Origin of the sequence: Streptomyces uncialis (genome assembly GCF_001905345.1) — a bacterium.
Lineage (GTDB): Bacteria > Actinomycetota > Actinomycetes > Streptomycetales > Streptomycetaceae > Streptomyces > Streptomyces uncialis.
This window is the reverse complement of sequence record NZ_LFBV01000007.1, coordinates 212,468-235,543: the sequence shown is the minus strand read 5'-3', so window position 1 is coordinate 235,543 and position 23,076 is coordinate 212,468. Positions and strand designations below refer to the sequence as shown.

Sequence of the window (23,076 nt, the reverse complement as noted above, 5' to 3'; positions counted from 1 at the left end):
AACGGGAAGCCGGTCGCCGCTGCCGGGTGCGCGGCCGTCGGCCGGCCGGGAAGGTCCGGGTCCCGGGGGAACGGGGAAGTCCGGTCCCCGGGAATTCGTCGTGATCCAGCTCTTGACCTTCCATGGAACGGCCACGTACGTTCCTGCCATCCGCCGGGACATTCTCCCGTCACCGGCGTGTCATCCCGATGTATCCCTTCCCGGGCCCTGCCCATCCGTCCGGGAACCCCGCTGAGCTCTGCTCAGGGGCAGCTCTTTCGAGCCATCCGCCGTCATGGCAGTCATCCGCAGGACCGCTCCCCTCCCGCCCGGTTTCCCGGTCACCTCTCGGAAGGCGAAGTCCGCGATGAGCGTTCCGCAACACCCGAGCACCGCCCGCCGTCATCTGCTGCGCGCCTCCGGCGTCGCCGGTCTCGCCCTCGCGGGCACGGCCGCCGCCACCGCTCCCGCCCAGGCCCGGTCCGCCAAGGACGCGACCCTGCGGGTCTCCGATGTCGGGGAGTTGCGTGGGCTGGGTGGGAGGTCGGTGCGGGAGGGCACGGTGGTGGTCGTGGCGGGGTACCGGCGGGCGGGGGACGGCGGGTCGTTCACGGCCCGCTGGGATGCCCGGTCCACCGCCGCGCACAACGGCGGCACCGTCATCGCCCCCGACACCAGGAAGCCCGGACCCGGGCGCTGGCACCAGCTCCACCACGGCGTCCTCGACTTCCGCACCTTCGGCCATTTCGACGCTGACACACCCGCCGACGACGCGCTCGACGCCATGATGAACGACCCCACCGTCCACCGCGTCGAGGCCCACACCGACCTCCTCCTGCGCAGACGCCACACCTTCACCCGCTCCCGTATCGAACTCGACTTCCACGGCAACACCCTCCACACCCACGGCACCGACAAGAACACCCACGACAACCCCTTCGGCGCCACCCTCGCCTTCCGCGGCACCGTCACGGACGAGCCCCGCACCCATCGGCTCACCGAGGCGATGCCGGATCTCTCGGACCTCTTCGAGGTCGGGGACTCGGCGGGCTTCGAGGTCGGGCAGTGGTGGGCCGTCGAGGTCAACGCGCTCACCGGCAGATGGGAGCGCGAGGTCCAGCGGCTCGTCCAGGTCACGGAGATCGTGGACGGCTCCCGTATCCGGGTGAACTACCGCATCGGCTGGGACCTCGCCGCGGGCCGTACCCTCACCTGGACCCGGGTCGAGCCCGTGGAACGCGCCCATGTGCGCGATCTGCGGTTCGAGGGCGCGGGCGACGACCAGTACACCGGCACCCACCCCGTCTCCTACGAGTACGCGGTGCGCTGCGATGTCTCCGGCATCGAGGCGACGGGCACCTTCTGGCCGGTCGTGATGCGCCGCTGGTGCACCTACTTCCGCACCGACCGCTGCACCCTCACCAACCCGAAGTCGGTGACGTACGGCGGCGCGGGCTACCTCACCCAGCAGATCTACTGCCTGTACGGGCATGTCGAGGACTGCTACGTCTCCAACGCCCGGCACCTCAACGACTTCACAGGCAGCGCCTACTGCTATGTCACCAACTGCCACAGCGACGGCGACGACCAGGGACCGTTCGTCACCCATGGCCAGTACGAGCACGACCTCGTGTACACCGGCAACTCCGGGCTGATGACCTTCGCCAACTCCGGTGCCGCGTGGGGCGGGGCCGCCAAGCGGATCACCGTACGGCGGCACTCCTGCTCCTGGTTCGTCGCCCGGGTCAAGGTCACTGATCTGACGCTGGAGGACGTCACCGTCATCGGCAAGAAGTCGCTCGCCGGTTCGGGGATGCTCTGGGTCAACGCGGACGGCGTCCAGATGCGCGGCTGCACGGCCACCGGACCGCTGATCGTCTCCCAGGCGTCCAAGCGGTCGGCGCGGCCCAATGTCATCGCCGACTCGTCGTTCGCGTTCGCCGCCGGAGCCGAGATCACCAAGGCCGATGTCTCCGCGCCGCTGACCCTGGAGCGGGTCACCCTCACCGGGATCGGCGGAGCGGCCTTCAAGGGCACCGGCCCGCTCACCCTGGACCACTGCGAGCTGACCGGCGCGCCGGACGCGGCCCCGGCCACGTACGCCCATGGCGAGGTGCGTGTCGAGGGCGGCCAGCTCACCGACACCGGGGTACGGCTGACCGGGGCCGGGGACCAGACGCTGCGGGTCGACGGCACACGGCTGACCGGCACCAACAAGGACGCCGCGCTGCTGTCCCGCTCGGGTGGTGGGCGGACCGTCGACTGGCGGCTCGGCGGACTCGACTCCTCCGCCCCGGACGGCACCGCGCATGTCCTGGTCACCGAGGGCGCCAACCGCTATCGCGCGCACGGCTGTTCCTTCACCGGCGGACGTCTCGAACTGCGGCCCGCCGCGTTCGGGGACGGCGGTCATCTGCTGCACACCGGGTGCGTGGAGGACGGCACCGAGCGCACCGCGCTGCCCGACGAGGGCCCGCGTGTCTCGCACGGCACCGGCAATCTGCGCCTCTGACCGGCCACCGGCCCGCCCATGAGCCGGGCCCCGCACAAGCCCCGCACGCCCCAGCGAACTCCCAGGGAACACCTGTGTCCACGCATCCCCCGATCACCGGCCGGCCGGTGCGCGTCGCCCTCGTCGGCGCCGGCAATCGCGGTCTCACCTACCTTGAGTGGATCAAGGCGCACCCCGAACGGGCCGAGCTCGTCGCGGTCGCCGATCCCCGTCCGGCGGCGCGTGCCGCGGCGGGCGCGCCGGTCGAGTTCGACGACTGGCGTCCGCTAGCCGGGGAACGGATCGCGGACGCCGTGATCGTCGCCACCCAGGACCGTGACCATGTCGAGCCGGTGCTCGCGCTGGCCCGGGCCGGGTACGCGATCCTCGCCGAGAAGCCCCTCGCCCCGACCGAGGAGGAGACCCGCACCCTCGTGGAGGGGGTGCGGGAGGCGGGGGTGCTGTTCGCGGTCTGCCATGTGATGCGGTACCAGCCGTACACGGATCTGGTGAAGCGGGTCGTGGACTCGGGGGTGCTCGGGCAGCTCGTGTCCGTCGACCATCTGGAGCCGGTCGGGTGGTGGCACTACGCCCACAGCTATGTCCGTGGGCCGTGGAGCAGTGAGAAGACGTCGTCGCCGATGCTGCTGGCGAAGTCGTGCCACGACCTGGACTGGATCACGTATGTGATGGGCGGCCGGATCGAGGAGGTCGCGAGTTTCGGGGGACTCGCGCACTTCCGTCCGGAGAACGCTCCCGAGGGGTCGGCCGAGCGCTGTCTGGACTGCGCGGTGGAGGCGGGCTGTCCGTACAGCGCGCTGAAGCTGTACATGCCGACGCTGCGGGAGCGGGGCGCGGTGTGGCCGGTCACCCATGTGACGGAGGCGGCCGACGAGGCCGGTCTTGTCGAGGCGCTGCGCGAGGGCCCGTACGGGGTGTGCGTGTACCGCTCGGACAACGACGTGGTCGACCACCAGGCGCTGGCCATGCGGATGTCGGGCGGGGTGACCGCGACGTTCCAGATGGTGGCGTTCACCGAGCAGACCCACCGGCAGACCAGGATCTTCGGCTCGCACGGCTGGCTGCGCGGCGACGGTGAGCGGGTGACCGTCCAGGACTTCCGTACCGGGGACACCGTCACGCACGAGCTGGGCGCCGGCGGGTCCAACGCGGCCGACGGGCACGGGGGCGGTGATCCCGCGCTGGTCGAGGCGTTCGTACGGGCCGTCGCCACCGGGGACCCGGGTGCCGTGCGGTCCGGTACGGCGGCGTCGCTCGGCAGTCATCTCGCGGCGTTCGCGGCGGAGCGGGCCCGCCACACCGGGACCGTGCAGAAGGTGCCGGCCCACTGACCCGTCCGTGCGCCGGATCACCCGGCGCGCGCCCCCCGATCTCCCCCCCCTCAGCTTCCCCTTCCCCCTGAGCTTCCCCTTCTCTTCGCTCCCTTTCTTCTCTTCACGACGATCAGCAGCCTTCGGAGGCGACCCTCATGTCCCGTTCCTCTTCGTCCCGTGCCTCGTCCCGCCGGGGCAGAACGCGTGCCGCCGCCGTGCCGGTGGTGGCGACCGCGCTGGCCACCACGCTGCTCGCCGCCTGCGGCGGTGACAGCGGCGGCGACGAGAAGTCCGTCACCATGTGGACGTACCCCGTGATCTTCGACGAGGCGAAGAACAAGGCGTACTGGGACGGTCTGGTCAAGGAGTTCGAGAAGAAGCACTCCGGGACCTCGGTGAAGGTCGAGACGTTCCCGTGGGCCAACCGCGACACCGCGCTCGCCACGGCGATCGCGTCCGGCAAGGGCCCGGACGTGGTGTACCTGGTGCCCGACCAGCTGCCGAAGTACGCCAAGAACATCGTTCCCGCCGACGAGTACATGCCGGCCGACGCCAAGGCGGACTACACCGACTTCGCGCTGGAGTCGGTGACCGTGGACGGCAAGGCACTCGGCACCCCGGTGCTCACCAGTGCCAACCCGCTGATCTGCGACAAGCGTGTCTTCGAAGCGATCGGGGAGAAGAGCTACCCGAGCACCTGGGCGGATCTGGAGGCGCTGGCCCCGAAGCTGAAGGAGAAGGGCTACTACGCGACCAGCTACAGCGGTGACGCCCAGCAGACCCTCAACATGACGTTCTACCCGCTGCTGTGGCAGGCGGGCGGTGATGTGTTCACCGAGGACGGCAAGAAGACTGCGTTCGGCGAAGCGGCCGGGGTGAAGGCGCTGACGTTCCTGAAGAAGCTGGTCGACGCCGGTCACACCAACAAGGACCTGGTGACGACGACGCCGAAGCTGGAGCAGACGCCCGTCGCCAAGGGCAAGGTCGCCTGCACCTGGCAGAACGTGGCCTCCGATGTGGAGCCGTTCTGGGGCAAGGAGAACATCGTCGTCCAGCCGCCGCTGAAGGACACGGAGTCCGTCGGCTACGGCACGGTCGGGGCGCTGTCGATGCTGAAGGGCGCCGGTAAGAAGGCCGCCGGGGACTGGATCAGCTTCGTGGCCGAGGCGAAGAACGCGGCCGGTCTGGAGAAGGAGTCCGGATACTTCCCGGCGCGGAGGTCCGGCGGTGACCTGTACCCCGGTGACGCGCTCCAGAAGGCCGTCGGCGACACCCTGCCGAGCATGACGGCGGGCCCGCTCCACGAGAAGTCCCGTGAGGTCATGGGCGTCCTGGCCCCGGAGATCCAGGCGGCGCTGCTCGGACAGAAGAGCCCCGAGGACGCGCTGAACGCGGCGGCGAAGGCCGCGGACGCGATGCTCGCGCGGTGATCCGGCTGCCCGGCCCGGTGGCCGGGCAGCCGTCGGCGCCCGGGTGCCCGCCCTCCGGGCAGCCCCTCCCGGGCGTCACGGGCCGCAGGTCCCGCCCGGTGCTTTTCTCCGCGACCCGGCCGGGGCCCGCCGCCCGACGACACGACCGTGACCGCCGGACCCGCCCTGCCGGGTCCGCTCCCTCCTCCCTGACCTCCCCTCCCCCGCACCGCAAGGAGATTCACCGTGGCAGTCGTCGCGGAACGCGCCCGTCGGGGCCGTCTCAGCGGGCCGCTGGCGCGCCGCGAGGCCCGGATCGGCCTGCTGTTCGTCCTCCCGTGCTTCCTGCTCTTCCTGGCCTTCCGGTTCGGTCCGGGTGTCGCCGGTGTGCTGATGAGCTTCACCGACTACTCCCTGACCGGCGGCGGCCGGTTCATCGGCTTCGACAACTTCGCCCGGCTGTGGGAGGACCCGCTGTTCTGGCAGGCCCTCAGGGTGACCGTGCTGTACACGGTCATCGCGGTACCCGGCACGCTGGTCGTGTCGGTGGCGCTGTCGCTGCTGACGCGGCGCGCGTTCCGGGGCTCCAAGGTGTTCCGGTCGGTGTTCTTCCTGCCGGTCGTCACCTCGCTGGTGCTCGCCGCGACCGTGTTCGTGTGGATCTTCTCCACCGGCGGTCCCTGGTCGACGCTGATGGGCTGGTTCGGCTTCCCGGAGGGCTCCTGGCTCTCCGACGACGTCCTCGTCATCCCGGCCCTCGCGCTCGTCGGTGTCTGGTCCCGCTTCGGCTACGGGATGCTGATCCTGCTGGCCCGGATGCAGGACATCCCCCGGGAGCTGGAGGAGGCGGCGCTCACCGACGGCGCCGGTCCCTGGCAGCGGTTCCGGTACATCGTCCTGCCGCAGCTCAAGCCGACGCTGTTCTTCCTCGCGGTGATCGAGACCACCGCGTCGTTCCAGGTGTTCGACGCCGTGTACACCATGACCGGCGGCGGACCCGCCAACGCGAGCTACACGCTCGTCTTCCAGCTCTACGACGCGGGCTTCAAGTACTTCGACCTGGGCTACGCGGCCGCCATCGGGGTCGCGCTGTTCGTGCTGACCCTGGTGGTCGCGTTCGTGCAGCGGCTCGTGATCGGGAAGGACCAGTGACCATGACGACCACCACACCGGTCGAGTCCCCCTCCGCCGACGGGCCCGCGCGGCCCGCTCCGGTGCCCCGGGACCGGCGGGCGGAGCGCAAGCTGCGCCGGGACGCCGAGCGCGACTCCGTACCGCACGCGATGCGCGGCACCCGGCGCGGCCGGATCGCCCGGGGTGTGCTGCTGGGGCTCGCCGCGATCGTGACGATCTTCCCGTTCTACGCGATGGTCGTACTGTCGCTGAAGCCGTCCGCCGCCGTGGAGTTCCCCGGCAGCCTGGTGCCCTGGCCGCTGACCGGTGAGGCGTACGACAGCGTGATGAACGCGCAGGACGTTCCGCGCTGGCTGTTCAACACGCTGGTGTACTCGCTGGTGTCGGTGGTGGGGACGCTGCTGCTGGCCTCGCTCGCCGGGTACGCCTTCGCGAAGAAGCGGTTCCCCGGACGGGAGGCGATGTTCTGGTCGTTCCTGTCGATGGTGATGGTCCCGTACCACGTCACGATGATCCCGACCTTCGCGATGATCGCGAAGCTGGGCGGGGTGGACACGTACTGGGGTCTGATCGTGCCGACCCTCGCCAACGCGCAGGCGGTGTTCCTGATGCGGCAGTTCATCAAGGGGCTGCCCGACGAGCTGTTCGAGGCGGCGCGGCTCGACGGCTGCGGCGAGTGGCAGATCTTCCGCCGGATCGTGCTGCCGCTGCTGAAGCCGATCCTCGCCACGCTCGGGGTGTTCGTCTTCCTGTGGCACTGGAACGACTTCCTGTGGCCGCTGGTCGTCGGACAGTCGACCGACATGCGGACCCTGACGGTGGGCATCGCCTCGCTCCAGCAGCAGAACGTGCCGCTGAACGTGGTCCTGTCGGGCTCCGTCATCGCGTTCGTGCCCATCTTCGCCGCGTATCTGGTGGGCCAGCGCTACTTCACCGAGGGCGTCACCGCGTCCGGGATCAAGGGATGAGTCAGCGGATGGGCCAGCGCACACCGAAGGGACCGGAAGAGATGTTCACGAACGAGGCGGCGCTGGAGGAGCGCCTGGCCACCCCCTCCCCCGCCCTCGTCGCGGATCTGGCCCGGCTGGACGGCGATCTGCTGGTGCTCGGCGCGGGCGGCAAGATGGGCCCGAGCCTGTGCCGGCTGGCGCGCCGCGCGCTGGACGCCGCCGGACGCGGGGACACCACCGTGTACGCGGTGTCGCGCTGGTCGGACCGGGCGGCGGCCGAGGCGCTGGAGGCCGACGGGGTACGGACCGTCGCGTTCGACCTGATGGACCCGGCGGCCGAACTGTCGGCACTGCCCGACGCGGCGAACGTCGTCTTCATGGTCGGCGCCAAGTTCGGCTCCGCCGGGGCGCCCTCCCACGCGTGGGCGGTGAACGCGGCGATGCCCGACCGGGTGGTACGGCGCTGGCCGCAAGCGCGGATCGCCGCGTTCTCCACCGGCAATGTCTACCCGCTGGTCCCGGTCGCCTCGGGCGGCTGCGCGGAGGACGACCCGGTGGGCCCGGTCGGTGAGTACGCCATGTCGTGCCTGGGCCGGGAGCGGATCTTCGCCCACGCGGCGCTGACCCGGGGCACCCCGGTCGCCCTGATCCGGCTCAACTACGCGGTGGACCTGCGGTACGGCGTGCTCGCGGACATCGCCGGGCGGGTGCGGGCGGGCGAGTCCGTCGACGTGCGCACCGGGGCGGTCAACGTCGTCTGGCAGGGCTACGCGAACGAGGTGACCCTGCGGTCCCTGGCGCACGCCACCGGCGGTGACGCGTTCACCCTCAATCTGACCGGTCCGGAGACCGCGTCCGTCCGGCGGCTGGCCGGGCTGTTCGGCGCCGAGTTCGGTACGGAGCCGCGGTTCGCGGGTGAGGAGTCCCCGACCGCGCTGCTGTCCGACGCGAGCCGCTGCCACCGGCTGTTCGGGTACCCGGACGTCTCCCTGGGCACCCTGGTCGCCTGGCAGGCCGACTGGCTGCGGCGCGGACTGCCGGTGTCCGGCAAGCCCACCAAGTACCAGGTCCGCGACGGCAGGTTCTGACGCCCGCGGTATCCGTCCCGCCCTTCTCCCCCACGGAAAGCCACTGCCATGAACCCCTTGGAAATCCTCGCCCAGGGCGCGGTGATACCGGCCCACCCGCTGGCGCTCACCGCCGGAACGACCCTCGACGAGCGCCGTCAGCGTGCCCTCACCCGCTACTACCTGGCGTCCGGCGCCGGTGGGGTCGCCGTCGCCGTGCACACCACCCAGTTCGAGATCCGGGAGCCGGGTGTCGGGCTGCTGCGGCCGGTGCTCGAACTCGCCGCGGACACCCTGCGGGCGGAGGCCGACCGGCCCTTCGTCAAGGTCGCCGGAGCCTGCGGGTACACCGCGCAGGCCGTCGCCGAGGCGGAGCTGGCCGCGTCGCTCGGCTATGACGCGGTGCTGCTGAGCCCGGCCGTGCCGGGCGCGGACGAGAAGGGACTCATCGACCGGGCCCGCGCGGTCGGCGAGGTACTGCCCGTCATCGGGTTCTACCTCCAGGAGGCGGTCGGCGGCCGGTATCTGTCGCCCGCGTTCTGGTCGGCGTTCGCGGACCTGCCGTCCACGGTCGCCGTGAAGACCGCCCCGTTCGACCGGTACCGCACCGCCGATGTGATCCGGGCGGTGGCCGCCTCGGACCGCGCCGACGAGGTCGCCCTGTACACCGGCAACGACGACGACATCATCGGGGACCTGCTCACCTGCTACGACACCCCGGGCGGACGGCGCTGGTTCGCGGGCGGACTGCTCGGACAGTGGGCGGTGTGGACCCGGGCGGCCGTCACCCTGCTGGCGGACGTCCGCCGGGCACGCGCCGGTGACCACGAGGCCATGGTGCGCTGTCTGGCCCGGCGGCCGGAGCTCACGGACGCCAACCAGGCCGTGTTCGACGTACGCGGTGGGTTCCGTGGCTGCATCGCCGGGGTGCACGAGGTGCTGCGCCGCCAGGGGCTGCTCGCGGGCACCTGGTGCCTCGACCCGGAGTCGGCGCTCTCGCCCGGACAGACCGAGGAGCTGACCCGGGTGGCGGCCGCGTACCCGTGGCTGACGGACGACGACTTCGTGAAGGAGCACCTCGATGACTGGCTCCGCTGAGCCACCGGCCGGGGGCGCCGGTCGCCCCCGGGTCGTGGTGAGCGTCCCGCCGCCGCTGCGCGCGCAGTTGTTCTCCCCGGCGGTCTGGGACCGGCTCGCGGCGCGTACCGAACCGGTCGTCCTCGACGGCCACACCGACCGGGACGCGCTGGCCGCCGCGCTCCCGGGGGCCCGAGCGCTGATCACGTCCTGGGGCAGCCCCCGGGTGGACGCGGGGCTGCTCGATGTCGCGGACCGGCTGGCACTGGTCGCCCACACCGGTTCCGCGGTCGCGCCGTACGTCACGGAGGAGGTGTTCCGGCGGGGGGTGCGGGTCACCCAGGCCGGGGACGCGATGGCGCGGCCGGTCGCCGAGGTCGCGCTGGCGTTCACCCTGTCCCTGCTGCACCGGGTGCACCGCTTCGACCACGCGCTGCGGACCGGCGCCGACTGGGACACCGCGAGCGCTGCGCCGCCCCGGCACGAGGTGCACGGCAGCGGGATCGGGGTGATCGGGGCGTCCCGTACGGGCCGGGCGTACATCGCGCTGGCGCGTGCCGTGGGCGCCCGGGTGTCGGTGGCCGACCCGTATCTGGACGCGGCGGACGCCGAGAAGCTCGGCGTCCGGCTGCTGCCGTTGGAGGAGCTGTTGGAGCGCAGCCGGATCGTGGCGGTGCACGCCCCGGCGACGGAGGAGACCCGGCATCTGCTGGGCGCGCGGCGACTGGCGCTGATGCCGGACGGCGCGGGCCTGGTGAACACGGCCCGCTCCTGGCTGGTGGACGAGGACGCCCTGCTCGCCGAGGTGCGCTCGGGCCGGCTGGACGCGGCGATCGACGTCTTCGACGCCGAGCCGCTGCCGGTCGGGCATCCGCTGCGTGCCCTGCCCAACGTCCTGCTGACTCCCCATCAGGCGGCGGGTACCGTCGAGTGCCGACTGCGGATGGGGGCGAGCGCCGCCGACGAGGTGCTGCGGCTGCTCGACGGAAAGCCGCCACTGCACGCGGTGAGCGCACGGGCCCTGGCCCGGCTGCACTGAACCCCGTGGGACCGTTCCCAGGGGCGGTCCGCACCTCGTTCGCCGCACACGCCCCGCCCCGTTCCGGTCCGCGGCACGCCCCACTTGATCCGATTCCCCCGCCCCTCCCCGACTCGTCCGCCTGTGACACGACCTTCGGAGATCCCCGTCATGCGTCTGATGCGCGTCGGCGAACCCGGCCATGAGAGCCCGGTCCTCGCCGCCCCCAACGGCCACTACTACGATCTGTCCCCCCTCACCGCCGATATCGACGGCGCGTTCCTGAACCGGCTCCTCGACGATCCGTCGCTCGTCCCGGCGGTGCCCGCACAGCTGCCCCAGACCGAGATCCACGGCCGCCGGATCGGGGCGCCGATCGCCCGGCCCTCGGCGGTGCTGTGCGTCGGGCAGAACTACGCGGCGCACGCCGCCGAATCCGGGGCCCGGCCGCCCGAGCAGCCGATCCTCTTCTACAAGTCCCCGAACACGGTCGTCGGACCGTACGACGACGTGCTGATCCCGCGCGGTTCGCTGCGGACGGACTGGGAGGTGGAGCTGGCGGTGGTCATCGGCCGGCGCGCCTCCTATCTGGCCTCGCCCGAGGAGGCGCTGGCCCATGTCGCCGGGTACGCGGTGACCAACGACGTGTCGGAGCGGTCCTTCCAGCTGGACGTGTCGGGCGGGCAGTGGTCCAAGGGCAAGTCGTGCGCCACCTTCAACCCGCTGGGTCCGGTGCTGGTGACCGCCGACGAGGTGGGCGATCCGCAAGGACTGCGGCTGCGGTCCTGGGTGAACGGCGAGCCCCGGCAGGACTCGAAGACCTCCGACATGATCTTCTCGGTGGCCCGGATCGTCCACCATCTGTCGCAGTACCTGGTCCTGGAGCCCGGTGACCTGATCAACACGGGCACACCGGAGGGCGTCGCGCTGTCCGGACGGTTCCCGTACCTCGGTGCGGGCGATGTGATGGAGATGGACATCTCCGGACTGGGGCGGCAGCGCAGCGAGTTGCGTCCCGCGTAGGGCCGCCGATGCCGCGGAGGGCGGGACCCGGGGCGCTCCGGGTCCCGCCCTCCGTACCGGCGCTCGCGGGCTACGGCTTGCGGCCCACCGCGCCGTACGCGTCGACGGCGGGCGCGTCGGCCTCGTCGGGATCAGGCCGCCACGCGGTGACCGGGACGATGCCGGGCTCGACCAGTTCCAGACCGTCGAAGTAGGACGCGATCTCGTCCACCGGGCGGACGTGGTACGGCACCGCGCCGCTGGAGTTGTACGCGTCCGACGCGGCGACCATGCCGGGGCTGGTGGCCGTGCAGTCGCTGATGACGAGGTAACTCCCCGACGGCAGACCGGACATCAGCTCGGCGACCAGGGCGCGGGCCCGCACAGGGTCGTCGACATGGCCGAGGGTGTTGAGGATCATCAGCGCCACGGGCTGCGAGAGGTCGAGTGTCTCGCTCGCGTCCTCCAGCACGGTGGCGGGCGCGTACAGATCGGCGTCGAGGTAGTCGGTGCGGCCCTCGTCCGTGCTGGTGAGCAGCGCACGGGCGTGGGTGAGGACGAGCGGGTCGTTGTCGACGTACACGATCCGGGCGTCCGGCGCGACGCGCTGCGCCACCTCATGGGTGTTGTCGGCGGTGGGCAGTCCCGTACCGATGTCGAGGAACTGGCGGATGCCCTGTTCGCCCGCGAGGTACCGCACCGACCGGCCGAGGAAGTGCCTGCTCGTACGGGCCACATCGACGAGACCGGGGAAGATCTCCATGATGTGGTCACCGATCTCCCGGTCGACCTCGTAGTTGTCCTTGCCGCCCACGAAGTAGTTCCAGAAGCGCGCCGAATGCGGCTTGGTGGTGTCGATCCGCGCGCGTATTTCCGCTGCTGCGCGCATGGATGCACGGTCGGACAAGAGGGTGCCTCCTCAAGGGACGTGGAGCGGACAGCTCACCACCGCCCGCGCGCCGGGACGGACCGGCCTGAATACGCGTTCCAGCCATACGAAACAGGCGTACGGGCTTGCGATTCGGTCAGTATGGCATGGCCTGTTGTGCGCTGCCGGGTTCATCACGAGCACGGGATCGACGGGCCGTGGGTGATGCCCCGCCGGTCGGCGGGGAGGGGACGGGGGGCGGTCGTACCCGTCGGCGGACGGGGGTCCGGCGGTCGTTTCGTGAGCCTTCCGGTGCGGTCGGACCGGTGTGCGGGGTTCCGGTTCCCCGGGGTGGTGCGAGGGCAGGCGGGCGGGTCAGCTTCCGGGGGCCAGTACCGGGGCGCTGGGTACGGACTTGCGGGGGTCGTCGTAGATGGCGCCGGGGCCGGAGGGCGCGTTGTTGAGGACCCAGAGCCCGGCCAGGGTCGCGAGGGTGAAGACCACGGCGATCAGGACGGCGAGCACCAGCCTGCGGCGGCGCTCGCGGCGCAGCCACTCGCCGCGGACGGTGCGGTAGGCGTCGGGAGCGGGGCGGACCTCCCGCGCGAGGGCGTCGAACGCCTCACGCAGCCGCCGTTCGGTGTCGGGGGTGCTCATCGGCGGGCCTCCATCGCCTTCGTCAGGGCCGCGATCCCGCGTGCGGTATGGGTCTTCACCGAGCCCGCGGAGATGCCCATGGCGTCCGCTATCTCCGCCTCCTTGAGCCCCATCCAGTGCCGGAGCACCAGGGCCTCGCGCTGGCGGGCGGGCAGTTCCCGGACGGCGGCGATGAGGACCCGCTGGTCGTCCTGGAGCAGTGCGTCGTGCTCGGCGGAGGCGACGGGTTCCTTGGCCGGTGCGGGGGCCTCGGCGTGCCGGCGCACGGTCTGGAGGTGGCGTATCCGCATCCGGGTCAGATTGCAGACGACGGAGCGCAGATACGCCTCGGCGCGTTCGGGGTTCCGGAGCCTGCGCCACTTGCGGTACAGCTGGTAGTACGCCTCGGCGACGATGTTCTCCGCGTCGTCGGCGCCGAGCAGCGAGGCGAGCCGGAGCATGGATGTGTAGTGCCGTGCGAAGAGCGCGGCGAGGGCGATGTCCCGCTGCGGATCGGTGCCGTCCCCGACCGGGGTGCCCGCGGCGGGCATACCGGGGGACGCGGGGCGGGTGTCCGCGGCCGGGCCGGTCGGGGTGCCGCCGCCGACGGCGGCGCGGTCGGCGGTTCCGTGGCCGGTGATCTCGTGGTCGGTGGCCCCGTGGTCACCGAGGGACAGGGCCCGGGACTCCCGTCTCATCCGTCGCATGTGCTGCTCGCTCCTGTTCCGGGGCGGCGCCTGAAGACCAGGCCGGGCGGTAGGGCGGTGGTGTCGGTGCCGCGGGGGACGCCGAACCGGTGGAGGACGGGGGTGAGGGCCACGGCGACGGTGAGGTTGACGAGCAGCGCCGCGAGTCCCGCGTAGACCTCGATGACATGGCCGGTGGGTCCGAGCGGCACGACCGGTGAGAATCCTTCCTGGACCACCATGACCGTACCGGCGGTCATGCCCACGGCCCAGCCCGTGAACAGCGCCCGGGGGTGCAGCCTTCGGGTGTAGAGGCCGATGGCGACGGCGGGGAAGATCTGGAGTATCCATACCCCGCCGAGGAGCTGGAGGTTGATGGCGGCCTGGTCGCGCAGTCCGTAGACGAAGCCGACGGCGCCGACCTTGGCGACGAGGGAGACGTTCCTGGCGATCCGCACCTGGCGTTTGGGGGTCGCGGTGGGGTGGACGTACTCGACGTACACATTGCGGACGAAGGAGGTCGCGGCGGCCACCGACATCACGGCCGCGGGGACGAGCGCGCCGACGGTGATGGCGCCGAAGACGAGCCCGGCGACGGCCGGCGGCATCAGCTGGTCGACGAGGAGCGGCACGGCGACCTCGGCGCCGCCGGCCGTGACCCGTATCCGCTCGGCGACGGCGGCGATGCCGAGCAGTCCGAACAGGGCGAGGACCGCGATCCAGGCGGGCAGACCGATCGTCACCCGGCGCAGGGTGTCGGGGCTCTTCGCGGCGAACGCGGCGGTCAGCATGTGCGGGTACATCAGGACGGCGAAGGCGGAGCCGAGGGCGAGGGTGGCGTACGCGGCCTGCTGATGCGGTGTGAGCAGCAGGGCGGCGTCACCCGCGCCGCCCTCGGTCATATGGCGGGCGGCCCGTTCGAAGACGGCTCCGGGGCCGCCGAGGTCGTCGAGCACGAGCCAGACCGCGACGATGACCGATCCGAAGACGGCGACGCCCTTGAACGCGGCGATGACGGTCGGGGCGCGCAGTCCGTAGCGGTAGGTGGCGACGGCGAGTCCGGCGAACAGGGCGATCATCGCGAGGTCGGCGCCCAGGGCGTCGGCGTCGATCCCTCCGGCGGCGAGGATCGCGCGGATGCCGAGGACCTGCAACGCGAGGTAGGGCATGGTCGCGAGGATGCCGGTGAGGGCGACGACCAGCGCGAGCGGCGGGGAGCCGTAGCGGCCGCGGACGAAGTCGGCGGCGGTGATGTATCCGTTGCGGGCGCAGACCGACCAGAGCCGGGGCAGCAGGACGAAGGCCAGTGGGCAGGCGATGATCGTGTACGGGATGGCGAAGAACGCGGGCGCGCCGTTGCCGTAGGCGAGGCCGGGCACCGCGGTGAAGGTGTACGCGGTGAAGAAGGTGCCGCCGATCAGCAGCCAGGACCAGCCGGTGCCGAGTCCGCGGTCGGCGAGGGCCCAGCCCTCCAGCGAGGGCAGTCTGCCGGTGGGGTGGAAGCGGCGGGCGGCGACGGCGAGCAGCGAGGTCGCGGCGATGACGGCGAGGAACGCGACGAGCGTGCCGCCTTCGTTCATCGTCCACCGTCCGTACCGGGCACCGGTCCCGGGGCGAACGCCCGGGCCGGTCCATGCTGTTCCGTCGCGACCCCCTGTCGCGTCCTGTTGCGTGAGTGTGACGGGCGGATCACATCGGGGCACGGGAATCCGTGGAAGATCCGTCCGAAAATCCACCGCCGATCGCTGTCAACCGGACCGGGGGTGTCGGCAACTCTTCCACAGACCGGTGTGGTGGCGGGAGCGAGGGAGCACGGAGGGCCCGTGGCACAGGACAACGGCATGCGGCGTTCCGGCCGTTCCGCGGTACGGCGGGCCGCGGCGGCCTGCTGTCTGCTCGCGCCCGTGGTCGCGCTGGTCTGGGTGCCCTGGTACGCGGGCGCGCGCCCGGATCTGGCCGGGGTGCCGTTCTTCTACTGGTACCAACTGGCCTGGGTGCCCGGGTGCGCGGTGTGGCTGCTGGCCGCGTATCTGCTGACCCGGGGAACCCGGGGCTCGCCGGACGTGTGAGCCGTCGCGGGACCCGTGGGCGGGCCGTCGGCGGCGGCCGGGGCCCGTGGGTACCGCGCGGCGCTTCGCGTGTCGTGTGCGAGTGCGGCCGGGCGCCCGGCCAGGTGGTACCCGTAACGCTCGACGCAACCCCCTTATGAGAAGCGAACCCCTGAGAAGAGAAGGACTCACCGTGCCACAAACCCTCGTGTCCCCACCGCGGTTCCGTCCCAAGTCGGTGCTGGTCTGGACCCTGGTCGCGCTGGTCGGCGCGGTCTCCTGGGGTGTGCTCGCGCTCTCCCGCGGGGAGGAGGTGTCGGCGATCTGGCTGCTGGCGGCGGCCCTCGGCTCGTTCGCGATCGCCTACCGTTTCTATTCGAAGTTCATCGCCGACCGGGTGCTGAGGCTGGACGACGGCCGGGCCACCCCGGCGGAGCGGCTGGACGACGGCGTCGACTACCAGCCGACGGACCGGCGGGTGCTGCTGGGGCACCATTTCGCGGCCATCGCCGGGGCGGGGCCGCTGGTCGGTCCGGTGCTCGCGATGCAGATGGGTTATCTGCCGGGCACGCTGTGGATCGTCGCGGGTGTCATCTTCGCGGGCGCGGTGCAGGACATGGTGGTGCTGTTCCTGTCGATGCGCCGGGACGGCAAGAGCCTCGGGCAGATGGCCCGGGACGAGCTGGGCAGGGTCGGCGGGGCGGCGGCCCTGCTGGCGGTGTTCGTCATCATGATCATCCTGTTGGCGGTACTGGCGCTGGTCGTCATCAACGCGCTCGCGGACTCGCCGTGGGGCACCTTCTCGGTGGCGATGACGATCCCGATCGCGCTGTTCATGGGCTTCTATCTCCAGATCCTGCGGCCGGGCCGGGTGGTCGAGACCTCCCTGATCGGTGTGGCGCTGCTACTGCTGGCGATCCTGGGCGGCGGCTGGATCGAGCACTCGTCGCTCGCGGACACCTTCACGCTGAGCCCGACGACGCTGGTGTTCTGTCTGGTCGGGTACGGGTTCGTCGCGTCGGTGCTGCCGGTGTGGATGCTGCTGGCGCCCCGTGACTATCTGTCGACGTTCATGAAGATCGGCACGATCGTGCTGCTCGCGGTCGGGGTGCTGGTCGCGACGCCGCATCTGAACGCCGAGGCGGTCACGTCGTTCGCGTCGTCCGGCGCGGGTCCGGTGTTCGCGGGCTCGCTGTTCCCGTTCCTGTTCATCACCATCGCGTGCGGGGCGCTGTCCGGGTTCCACGCCCTGGTGGCCTCGGGGACGACCCCGAAGCTGATCCAGAAGGAGTCGCAGGTCCGGATGATCGGGTACGGCGCGATGCTGATGGAGGCGTTCGTCGCCGTCATGGCGCTGATCTCGGCCGCGGTGCTGGACCCGGGGCTGTACTACGCGATGAACGCGCCCGCCGGACTGCTGGGCCCGACGGTGGAGTCCGCCTCGCAGGCGGTCGCCGGGCTCGGGTTCACCATCTCGCCGGAGGAGCTGACGGCCGCGGCGAAGGCCGTGGACGAGAGCACCCTGGTGGCCCGGACCGGTGGTGCGCCGACGCTGGCCGTGGGGATGTCCCAGATCTTCTCGGACGTCGTCGGCGGCGAGGGGATGAAGGCGTTCTGGTACCACTTCGCGATCATGTTCGAGGCGCTGTTCATCCTGACGACGGTCGACGCGGGGACCCGGGTCGGCCGCTTCATGCTCCAGGACATGCTCGGCAATGTGTGGAAGCCGATGGGCCGGGTCAACTGGAAGCCCGGTATCTGGCTGGCCAGCGCGGTGGTCGTCGCCGGTTGGGGCTACTTCCTGTACGTCGGCGCCACCGATCCGCTCGGCGGGATCAACCAGCTCTTCCCGTTGTTCGGTATCGCCAACCAGCTGCTCGCGGCGATCGCCCTGACCGTCGCCACCACCCTGCTCATCAGGTCCGGGCGGCTGCGCTGGGCGTGGGTGACGGGGGTGCCGCTGGCGTGGATCGTCACGGTCACCCTCACGGCGAGCTGGCAGAAGGTCTTCTCCGCCGATCCGCGGGTCGGGTTCTTCGCCCAGCGCGAGCGGTTCTCCGACGCCATCGACGCCGGTGAGGTGCTGGCGCCCGCGAAGTCCATGGACGACATGCACACCGTGGTCACCAACTCCACGGTCGACGGGGTGCTGATCATCCTGTTCGTCGCGCTGGTGCTGACCGTCGTGGTGAACGCCGCGGTGGTGTGCGTCCGGGCGGTCCGCTCGCCCGGTTCCACGGTGTCGACGGAGACCCCGTACGTCGCGTCCGCGATCGAGACGCCGGAGTCCCGTCCCCGGACCCCGGCGGGCGCCGGGACGGGCGGCGGGAGCGGCCCGGGGGCCGGACGGTGAGCGGGGCGCCCGGCGCCACGGCTCCGGAACCCGTCGGGGGTCCCCTGCGTCGAGCATCACGGTGGGTTCTCTGGTATCTACGGGAACTGACCGGCGAAGCCCACTACGACCGGTACTGCGCGCGGTACCGGGAGCACCACCCCGGGGCACCCGTGCCCACGCCCCGGGAGTACCAGCGGATGCGGACGGCCCACCAGGAGGCCAATCCGCAGTCGAGATGCTGCTGATCGGACCCTCATCGCTCTGACTCCCCATCCATGAACGGGCGCCGCGCACGGCCGCGCGGCGCCCGGCATCCACCTAGGACACGCGATGCTGCGACGAAGCACGGCGGTACGAATACGCCCCGAGCTGGACGACTACGAGCTGAGCCAGGCGCTCACCGACATCCGTGCCCCGCACCAGCTCCAGGGATTCGGCGCGGACCGTACCCGGCCCGCCTGGCAGCCGGTGGCCGATCTGCTGGACGCCACCGGCACGGACTGGGACCGCAGGACCCACCGGGTGTCCGTGCTGTCGCGGGTGCTGTCCCCCGCCGCGGTGGACCACTGGAGGAACTACGCGCCGGACAGCGTGGACGCGGTGGTGATGCGGGCGTGTGTGCAGGCGGTACGGGCGGCGCCGGGTTCCGTCAAGGAGGTCGGACAGGCGCAGACGAGCTGTGTACGGGCCGCGCACATCCATCCGGGGGACCCGGCGGCGCTGATCGCGCTGCTGGAGCTGATGCGCGAGCGCGGACTCCCGACCCGGCGGGCCTCCCCGATCTGGCGGGAGATCATCCGCCGTGACCCGGGCAACCGCGGCGCCCACCATGTGGTGCTGCGGTACCTCTCCCCCCGGGCGCACGGTTCGGTGAGCGATGTGACCACCTTCGCCTGGCACGCGGCGTCCCACGCGCCGCCGGGTTCCCCGCTGGCGCTGCTGCCGCTCGCGGCGCGCGCCGAGCATTTCGCCCACGCCCTCGACAGCGGTGGGACGAAGGCGCTGGGGGCGCACCGGATCTGGCACGAGAAGGCCGCGGCCAGTGAGCTGGACCTCGCGCTGCGGGGCTGGTTCCACAGCGCGCCCGCGCCCCACGCGGCGGCCGTGTCGGACCTCAATCTGCTGGCGTTCGCCCTGGTGAAGGCGCGGTGGCTGCCGGACGCGGCCCGGGTCTTCCAGCGGTTGGGGCCGCATATGACGATGTTCCCGTGGGACACCATGGAGGACCCGGTGAAGTCGTTCACCTACTGGCGGCAGCGGACCGGCGCGGTCTGACCCCGGCCGCCGCCGCGCGGGCCGGTGCGGCGGGCCGCACCGGGTGCCGCCACCGGTCCTGGCCGACGCGAGCGTTCTCGCGAACAGACCGTCCGGGCGGGCGGATCGCCAGGGCCGGGCCGGAGTTGCCGCGCGTCCTCACGCCACCTCCCCCTTCACCAGCAGTTCCAGTGTGCGCCGCCCCCGTGCGGTGACCTCGTCGTCGCCGTTCGGCGGACCCCAGGCGAGGGCGCCGACGGCGTCGAGCGCGGCGAAGCACCTCAGCGCGTGGCGCTCGGCGGGGCCGGGCCTGCGGCCGTATCCGGTGAGGAAGGCGGAGCGCAGCGCGGGGCGGTCCGCCCAGGGGCCGGTGGCGAGCCGGACGAAGTCCTGGACGGCGGGCGCGAACCGGGACCGCTCGAAGTCGATCCAGACCGCGCGGCCCGCCGCCGACCACAGCAGATTGCCGGGCTGGGCGTCGCCGTGCACGAAGGCGAGCGGCAGCGGGCCGCTGGTGGCGAGATCGGCCACGAGGGCGCGGAGCAGGGCGCGTTCGCGGGCCGTCACCAGTCCCCCACAGCTGTGCAGACTCCGTTCGAGCCGGTCGGGGGCGCCGTCCCGTTCGGCCTCGGCCTCCGCGCGGCGGGGCGGGGTCAGGTCACCGGCGGTGTGCAGTCGGGCGAGCAGCGCGCCCGACTGCCGGTACGCCTCGCGTTCCTCGGTGGGCGGCAGCCGCAGATCGTCCATCGGGCGGCCGGGGACGGCGGTGAGGAGCAGCGCGAGGTGGTCGGCGCTGGAGTCCAGCAACTGGGGTGCGCCGCCGGGCGGGAGGGCGGGCAGGGCGTGCCGGTAGGCGAAGGTCTCCGCCCGGTAGGCGGTGGCGCCGCGGGCGGTCTTGAGGATGAAGCGGGTGGTGCGGTCGGGGCGGGCGAGTTCCCAGACGCGGCAGGCGGACGGCCCGGTCCCGGAGACGTCCCGGACGTGGTCGAAGGGTCCGATGACCCGGCGCGCCCAGGATTCGAGGGCGTAGGGGAGTTGATTCAGCAGCCGCATGCGCACCGCCTCGGGGACCGGCGTGGGGAACGCGCACGCGGACCTGACGGCGCGTCAACAGCGGATACGCCGTCCGGCCCGGGTACGGGCCGGTACTCGAACGCCGTGTGAAGACCCGAACGGGCGGGCACAGGATGCATGGTCTCTCCCTGATCCAGAAGCGGTGGTTCCTGACGCAAGCACAACGCACCAGATCAAGAACGCGTCACGCTCACTTCCGGACGATTCTTCGGCCGAAAGCACGATCCGCGGGGCATCGTCCGCGGGGGCACTTGACGGGAGGGCCCGTGACGCGGCGTTCGATTCACCCTGGCGGGGGGGGTCACCACTTCGGGGGATCGCGGTGCGTGATATCCCTACGGGATGAGTGATGTTCCCGCGCGCCCCGGGGCGACCGGTCCCGCGCCAGGCCACGACAGCACCGGGACGGGCCCGTCCGCCGCACCCGCTCCGCGGTCCGTACCCGCCCCCCGTACGGGCCCGCCGCCGCCCTTCGACGCCGTGCTGTGCGACGTGGACGGGGTGATCCGGCACTACGACACCGATGGGGTGACCCGGCTGGAGCGGGCCGTGGGACTACCGGAGGGCACCACCGCGGCGGTCGCGTACGCCCCGCACAACGATCTGCCGCTGCTGCTGGGCCGGATCTCCCGGGAGCAGTGGGGGGAGTCGATCGCCCGGGAGCTGACCGGGCGGGTGGGGGCGCCGGACGCGGAGCGGCTGGCGCGGGAGTTCGTCCGGGCGGACTTCCACGCGGACCCCGTGGTGGTGGATCTGCTGCGCCGGGTGCGGGAGCGCTGTCCGCTGGTCCTGGTCACCAACGCGACGGTGTGGCTGGACGCGGATCTGGCGCGGCTCGGGCTGACCGGTCTGGCCCATCAGGTGGTGAACAGCTCACTGATCGGGGTCGCCAAGCCCGACCCGCGGATCTACGGGATCGCCGCCGAGCGGGCGGGAGCGGCGCCCGCGCGCTGTCTGTTCGTCGACGACCGGGAGGAGAACATCGAGGCGGCGGTCGCCCTCGGGATGACCGGGCATCTCTTCCGGGACGCCGCCGGTCTGCGGGCGGCGCTCGCCCCGGTGACCGGGGCCGGGCCGTCGTCCGTCCTCTGAGGACCGCCGTGCCGCGGACACGTCCGGGACGGCGGGAGTCGTCCCGTCGCCCCGAACAGGGGTCGCCGCGCGTGGGGCGCGGCAACAGGTCCGCTACCGGACGGCCGACTGGGTCAGAGGCCCTTCGGCCGCCGCCGGGGGCGGCACGATCCGGGTTTCCACGGAGGCGAGTTCCGCGGCGGTGAGCTCCTCGCAGTAGGTCGCGAAGTGCGAGGTGAAGCCGCCGTCGACGGAGATGGTCGTACCGGTGATGTACCCGGCCTCGTCGGAGGCCAGGAAGGCGACCAGGTAGGCGATGTCCTCGGGGGTTCCGACCCGGGGGGTGAGGGTGTGCCGGGTCAGGCCGAGCTGCTGCTCGGGGGTGAGGTTGTCGCTGAGCGCCGGGGTGAGCACCACCCCGGGGGCGACACCGACCGCGCGGATGCCCTGTTTCCCGTACTGGGTGGCGATGCTGCGGGTCAGTCCGAGGATCGCCGCCTTGGAGGTGCCGTACATGGGCCTGACCAGTTCGGCCTGGATCCCGGCGGCGGAGCTGGTGTTGACGATGACACCGCCGCCGCGCGCCAGCATGTGCGGGATCGCGTGCTTGGCGGACAGGGTGTAGCCGAGGACGTTGACGCGCAGCACCCTGGCGAAGAGCTCGCCGTCGATCTCGGTGATGCTCCGGTCACGGGCGAGCACGTCCGGCGAGAGCAGGGCGGCGTTGTTGTGCAGGATGTCCAGTCCGCCGTAGGCGGTGACGGCGGTGGCGGTCATCCGCTGGATCTGTTCCTCGTCGCTGACGTCGGCGGCGACGGACACGGCCTCAAGGCCGCGGGCGGCGAGGTCGGCGGCGACCTCCTTGGCCGCCTCCGCGTTGATGTCGGCGACGACGACGGCGGCCCCGCGCTCCGCGAGGACGATGGCGGTGGCCCGGCCGATACCGGAGCCGCCGCCGGTCACCAGGGCGACCTTGTTCCTCAGGTTCCTCAGATCGTTCTGAGGCAGCTGATGCGGCGACGGGGACGGATTCGACGGACCGGGGTGGCTCGACGGGTTCAGCGTGTGCGGCAGTTCGGGATTCGACATGAGACTTCCTGGTCCGGCGCCGGTGGGGACGCTTGGTGAAGGTAGTGCACCTGGACCGATTTTCTTGTTCGAGACCGGACTTGTTCGACGCAATCGCGAGGATGGCTGGCATTGACCGCCGTTCGGGTGATGCCCGGTTTGCGGTGCCGAATCCCGGTCGGCGCAGCAACCCCTTGCCCTCCGGCCCGCGCGGCGGGCCGTGGCGGCCGGAAATCGGGGCGGCCGGAGCGTCGGGGGGCGGAGTCGGGCGTCACCCGTCCGTGTCTCTGTCACATGGCGTGCGGTTGCCACCCTTTCGTGTCCGTGCCGCCCGCACGGGCACTCCCGGGTGGTCCGCCCGCCGTCGCCACCCGTCGCGGGACCCGGTCGCCGCTCCAGGTGGGCGGGCGGGTGGCGCGTCCGGCACCGCCCCTGGCGGCCGGGCGGCGGCGCCCGGCCCCGCGTCCCGGTCGCACACGGCCGTGAGTCCCTTTTGTTGCGCGGGTGTTGCAGCCTCATGGCCGGCACGGTGATGTGCTTTCCGGGGCGAAACCGACCTATTACGTTGCGTGGTG

At 72.0% G+C, this 23,076-nt stretch carries 20 protein-coding genes; 14 read left to right on the top strand and 6 right to left on the bottom strand.

All coding sequences use genetic code 11. The annotated features are described in order from the left end of the window. Positions 1–346 precede the first annotated feature (346 nt). The 9 genes from AB852_RS25600 to AB852_RS25560 all read left to right on the top strand — a co-directional run bounded on the left by AB852_RS25600 (position 347) and on the right by AB852_RS25560 (position 11,482). On the top strand, positions 347–2,491 hold the full coding sequence (locus AB852_RS25600) for a peptidase C14 (RefSeq protein ID WP_178391114.1): 2,145 nt from the start codon (positions 347–349) through the stop codon (positions 2,489–2,491). 74 nt (positions 2,492–2,565) lie between these two features. Beyond that, complete coding sequence (locus AB852_RS25595) at positions 2,566–3,822, top strand: Gfo/Idh/MocA family protein (protein WP_073792552.1); 1,257 nt, start codon at positions 2,566–2,568, stop codon at positions 3,820–3,822. 137 nt (positions 3,823–3,959) lie between these two features. Continuing rightward, a complete protein-coding gene (locus AB852_RS25590) occupies positions 3,960–5,234 on the top strand; it encodes an extracellular solute-binding protein (protein ID WP_079184914.1) in 1,275 nt (424 codons plus the stop codon). A gap of 225 nt (positions 5,235–5,459) precedes the next feature. Continuing rightward, positions 5,460–6,365, top strand: a complete 906-nt coding sequence (locus AB852_RS25585) for a carbohydrate ABC transporter permease (RefSeq protein ID WP_073792550.1) — start codon at positions 5,460–5,462, stop codon at positions 6,363–6,365. Between the two features lie 2 nt (positions 6,366–6,367). After that, positions 6,368–7,315: a carbohydrate ABC transporter permease gene (locus AB852_RS25580; protein ID WP_073792549.1), complete on the top strand. Its 948-nt coding sequence runs from the start codon at positions 6,368–6,370 to the stop codon at positions 7,313–7,315. Positions 7,316–7,356: 41 nt separating this feature from the next. Next, complete coding sequence (locus AB852_RS25575; protein ID WP_073792719.1) at positions 7,357–8,385, top strand: NAD-dependent epimerase/dehydratase family protein; 1,029 nt, start codon at positions 7,357–7,359, stop codon at positions 8,383–8,385. A 48-nt stretch (positions 8,386–8,433) separates the two neighbouring features. Beyond that, positions 8,434–9,462, top strand: coding sequence for a dihydrodipicolinate synthase family protein (locus AB852_RS25570; protein ID WP_073792548.1), 1,029 nt, complete (start codon positions 8,434–8,436; stop codon positions 9,460–9,462). Then, positions 9,446–10,480 (top strand): hydroxyacid dehydrogenase, encoded by a 1,035-nt coding sequence (locus AB852_RS25565; RefSeq protein WP_073792547.1) that lies wholly within the window; start codon positions 9,446–9,448, stop codon positions 10,478–10,480. Before AB852_RS25570 ends, AB852_RS25565 begins: the two co-directional genes overlap by 17 nt. 150 nt (positions 10,481–10,630) lie before the next feature. Beyond that, entirely contained in the window at positions 10,631–11,482 is an 852-nt protein-coding gene (locus AB852_RS25560; RefSeq protein ID WP_073792546.1) for a fumarylacetoacetate hydrolase family protein, read from the top strand. A gap of 70 nt (positions 11,483–11,552) precedes the next feature. On the opposite strand, the gene AB852_RS25555 is transcribed toward AB852_RS25560, so the two are convergent. The 4 genes from AB852_RS25555 to AB852_RS25540 form a co-directional block, all read right to left on the bottom strand. Further along, positions 11,553–12,350 (bottom strand): SAM-dependent methyltransferase, encoded by a 798-nt coding sequence (locus tag AB852_RS25555; protein ID WP_073792545.1) that lies wholly within the window; start codon positions 12,348–12,350, stop codon positions 11,553–11,555. A gap of 354 nt (positions 12,351–12,704) precedes the next feature. After that, a complete protein-coding gene (locus tag AB852_RS25550; protein WP_073792544.1) occupies positions 12,705–12,986 on the bottom strand; it encodes a hypothetical protein in 282 nt (93 codons plus the stop codon). Continuing rightward, entirely contained in the window at positions 12,983–13,672 is a 690-nt protein-coding gene (locus AB852_RS25545) for a SigE family RNA polymerase sigma factor (RefSeq protein ID WP_399504303.1), read from the bottom strand. Before AB852_RS25545 ends, AB852_RS25550 begins: the two co-directional genes overlap by 4 nt. Further along, complete coding sequence (locus AB852_RS25540) at positions 13,660–15,231, bottom strand: sodium:solute symporter family protein (protein WP_073792543.1); 1,572 nt, start codon at positions 15,229–15,231, stop codon at positions 13,660–13,662. Before AB852_RS25540 ends, AB852_RS25545 begins: the two co-directional genes overlap by 13 nt. 261 nt (positions 15,232–15,492) lie before the next feature. On the opposite strand from AB852_RS25540, the gene AB852_RS25535 reads away from it, so the two are divergent. The 4 genes from AB852_RS25535 (at position 15,493) to AB852_RS25520 (ending at position 19,309) form a co-directional block, all read left to right on the top strand. Beyond that, on the top strand, positions 15,493–15,720 hold the full coding sequence (locus tag AB852_RS25535) for a DUF3311 domain-containing protein (RefSeq protein ID WP_073792717.1): 228 nt from the start codon (positions 15,493–15,495) through the stop codon (positions 15,718–15,720). A gap of 172 nt (positions 15,721–15,892) precedes the next feature. Further along, entirely contained in the window at positions 15,893–18,052 is a 2,160-nt protein-coding gene (locus AB852_RS25530; RefSeq protein ID WP_245876914.1) for a carbon starvation CstA family protein, read from the top strand. Then, positions 18,049–18,279 (top strand): YbdD/YjiX family protein, encoded by a 231-nt coding sequence (locus AB852_RS25525; RefSeq protein WP_399504305.1) that lies wholly within the window; start codon positions 18,049–18,051, stop codon positions 18,277–18,279. Before AB852_RS25530 ends, AB852_RS25525 begins: the two co-directional genes overlap by 4 nt. An 85-nt stretch (positions 18,280–18,364) precedes the next feature. Continuing rightward, positions 18,365–19,309 carry a hypothetical protein gene (locus tag AB852_RS25520; RefSeq protein WP_073792541.1) on the top strand — a complete coding sequence of 315 codons (945 nt, stop codon included), beginning with the start codon at positions 18,365–18,367 and terminating at the stop codon, positions 19,307–19,309. 138 nt (positions 19,310–19,447) lie between these two features. On the opposite strand, the gene AB852_RS25515 is transcribed toward AB852_RS25520, so the two are convergent. Next, the gene (locus tag AB852_RS25515; protein ID WP_073792540.1) at positions 19,448–20,341 is read right to left on the bottom strand and encodes a phosphotransferase enzyme family protein; all 894 of its coding nucleotides are present in this window, start codon (positions 20,339–20,341) and stop codon (positions 19,448–19,450) included. A gap of 363 nt (positions 20,342–20,704) precedes the next feature. Between AB852_RS25515 and AB852_RS25510 the strand changes: the two genes are divergently transcribed. Beyond that, entirely contained in the window at positions 20,705–21,454 is a 750-nt protein-coding gene (locus AB852_RS25510) for an HAD-IA family hydrolase (protein WP_079184913.1), read from the top strand. A gap of 93 nt (positions 21,455–21,547) precedes the next feature. On the opposite strand, the gene AB852_RS25505 is transcribed toward AB852_RS25510, so the two are convergent. Beyond that, positions 21,548–22,522 carry an SDR family NAD(P)-dependent oxidoreductase gene (locus AB852_RS25505; protein ID WP_073792539.1) on the bottom strand — a complete coding sequence of 325 codons (975 nt, stop codon included), beginning with the start codon at positions 22,520–22,522 and terminating at the stop codon, positions 21,548–21,550. Positions 22,523–23,076: the final 554 nt, after the last annotated feature.

What these genes read in the sequence shown, in the direction of transcription:
- AB852_RS25510 (WP_079184913.1), top strand. Translation starts at nt 20,705, where the DNA reads ATGAGTGATGTTCCCGCGCGCCCCGGGGCGACCGGTCCCGCGCCAGGC.
- AB852_RS25575 (WP_073792719.1), top strand. Translation starts at nt 7,357, where the DNA reads ATGTTCACGAACGAGGCGGCGCTGGAGGAGCGCCTGGCCACCCCCTCC.
- AB852_RS25565 (WP_073792547.1), top strand. Translation starts at nt 9,446, where the DNA reads ATGACTGGCTCCGCTGAGCCACCGGCCGGGGGCGCCGGTCGCCCCCGG.
- AB852_RS25535 (WP_073792717.1), top strand. Translation starts at nt 15,493, where the DNA reads ATGCGGCGTTCCGGCCGTTCCGCGGTACGGCGGGCCGCGGCGGCCTGC.
- AB852_RS25555 (WP_073792545.1), bottom strand. Translation starts at nt 12,350, where the DNA reads ATGCGCGCAGCAGCGGAAATACGCGCGCGGATCGACACCACCAAGCCG.
- AB852_RS25600 (WP_178391114.1), top strand. Translation starts at nt 347, where the DNA reads ATGAGCGTTCCGCAACACCCGAGCACCGCCCGCCGTCATCTGCTGCGC.
- AB852_RS25560 (WP_073792546.1), top strand. Translation starts at nt 10,631, where the DNA reads ATGCGTCTGATGCGCGTCGGCGAACCCGGCCATGAGAGCCCGGTCCTC.
- AB852_RS25580 (WP_073792549.1), top strand. Translation starts at nt 6,368, where the DNA reads ATGACGACCACCACACCGGTCGAGTCCCCCTCCGCCGACGGGCCCGCG.
- AB852_RS25570 (WP_073792548.1), top strand. Translation starts at nt 8,434, where the DNA reads ATGAACCCCTTGGAAATCCTCGCCCAGGGCGCGGTGATACCGGCCCAC.
- AB852_RS25515 (WP_073792540.1), bottom strand. Translation starts at nt 20,341, where the DNA reads ATGCGGCTGCTGAATCAACTCCCCTACGCCCTCGAATCCTGGGCGCGC.
- AB852_RS25550 (WP_073792544.1), bottom strand. Translation starts at nt 12,986, where the DNA reads ATGAGCACCCCCGACACCGAACGGCGGCTGCGTGAGGCGTTCGACGCC.
- AB852_RS25545 (WP_399504303.1), bottom strand. Translation starts at nt 13,672, where the DNA reads ATGCGACGGATGAGACGGGAGTCCCGGGCCCTGTCCCTCGGTGACCAC.
- AB852_RS25590 (WP_079184914.1), top strand. Translation starts at nt 3,960, where the DNA reads ATGTCCCGTTCCTCTTCGTCCCGTGCCTCGTCCCGCCGGGGCAGAACG.
- AB852_RS25540 (WP_073792543.1), bottom strand. Translation starts at nt 15,231, where the DNA reads ATGAACGAAGGCGGCACGCTCGTCGCGTTCCTCGCCGTCATCGCCGCG.
- AB852_RS25520 (WP_073792541.1), top strand. Translation starts at nt 18,365, where the DNA reads ATGCTGCGACGAAGCACGGCGGTACGAATACGCCCCGAGCTGGACGAC.
- AB852_RS25505 (WP_073792539.1), bottom strand. Translation starts at nt 22,522, where the DNA reads ATGTCGAATCCCGAACTGCCGCACACGCTGAACCCGTCGAGCCACCCC.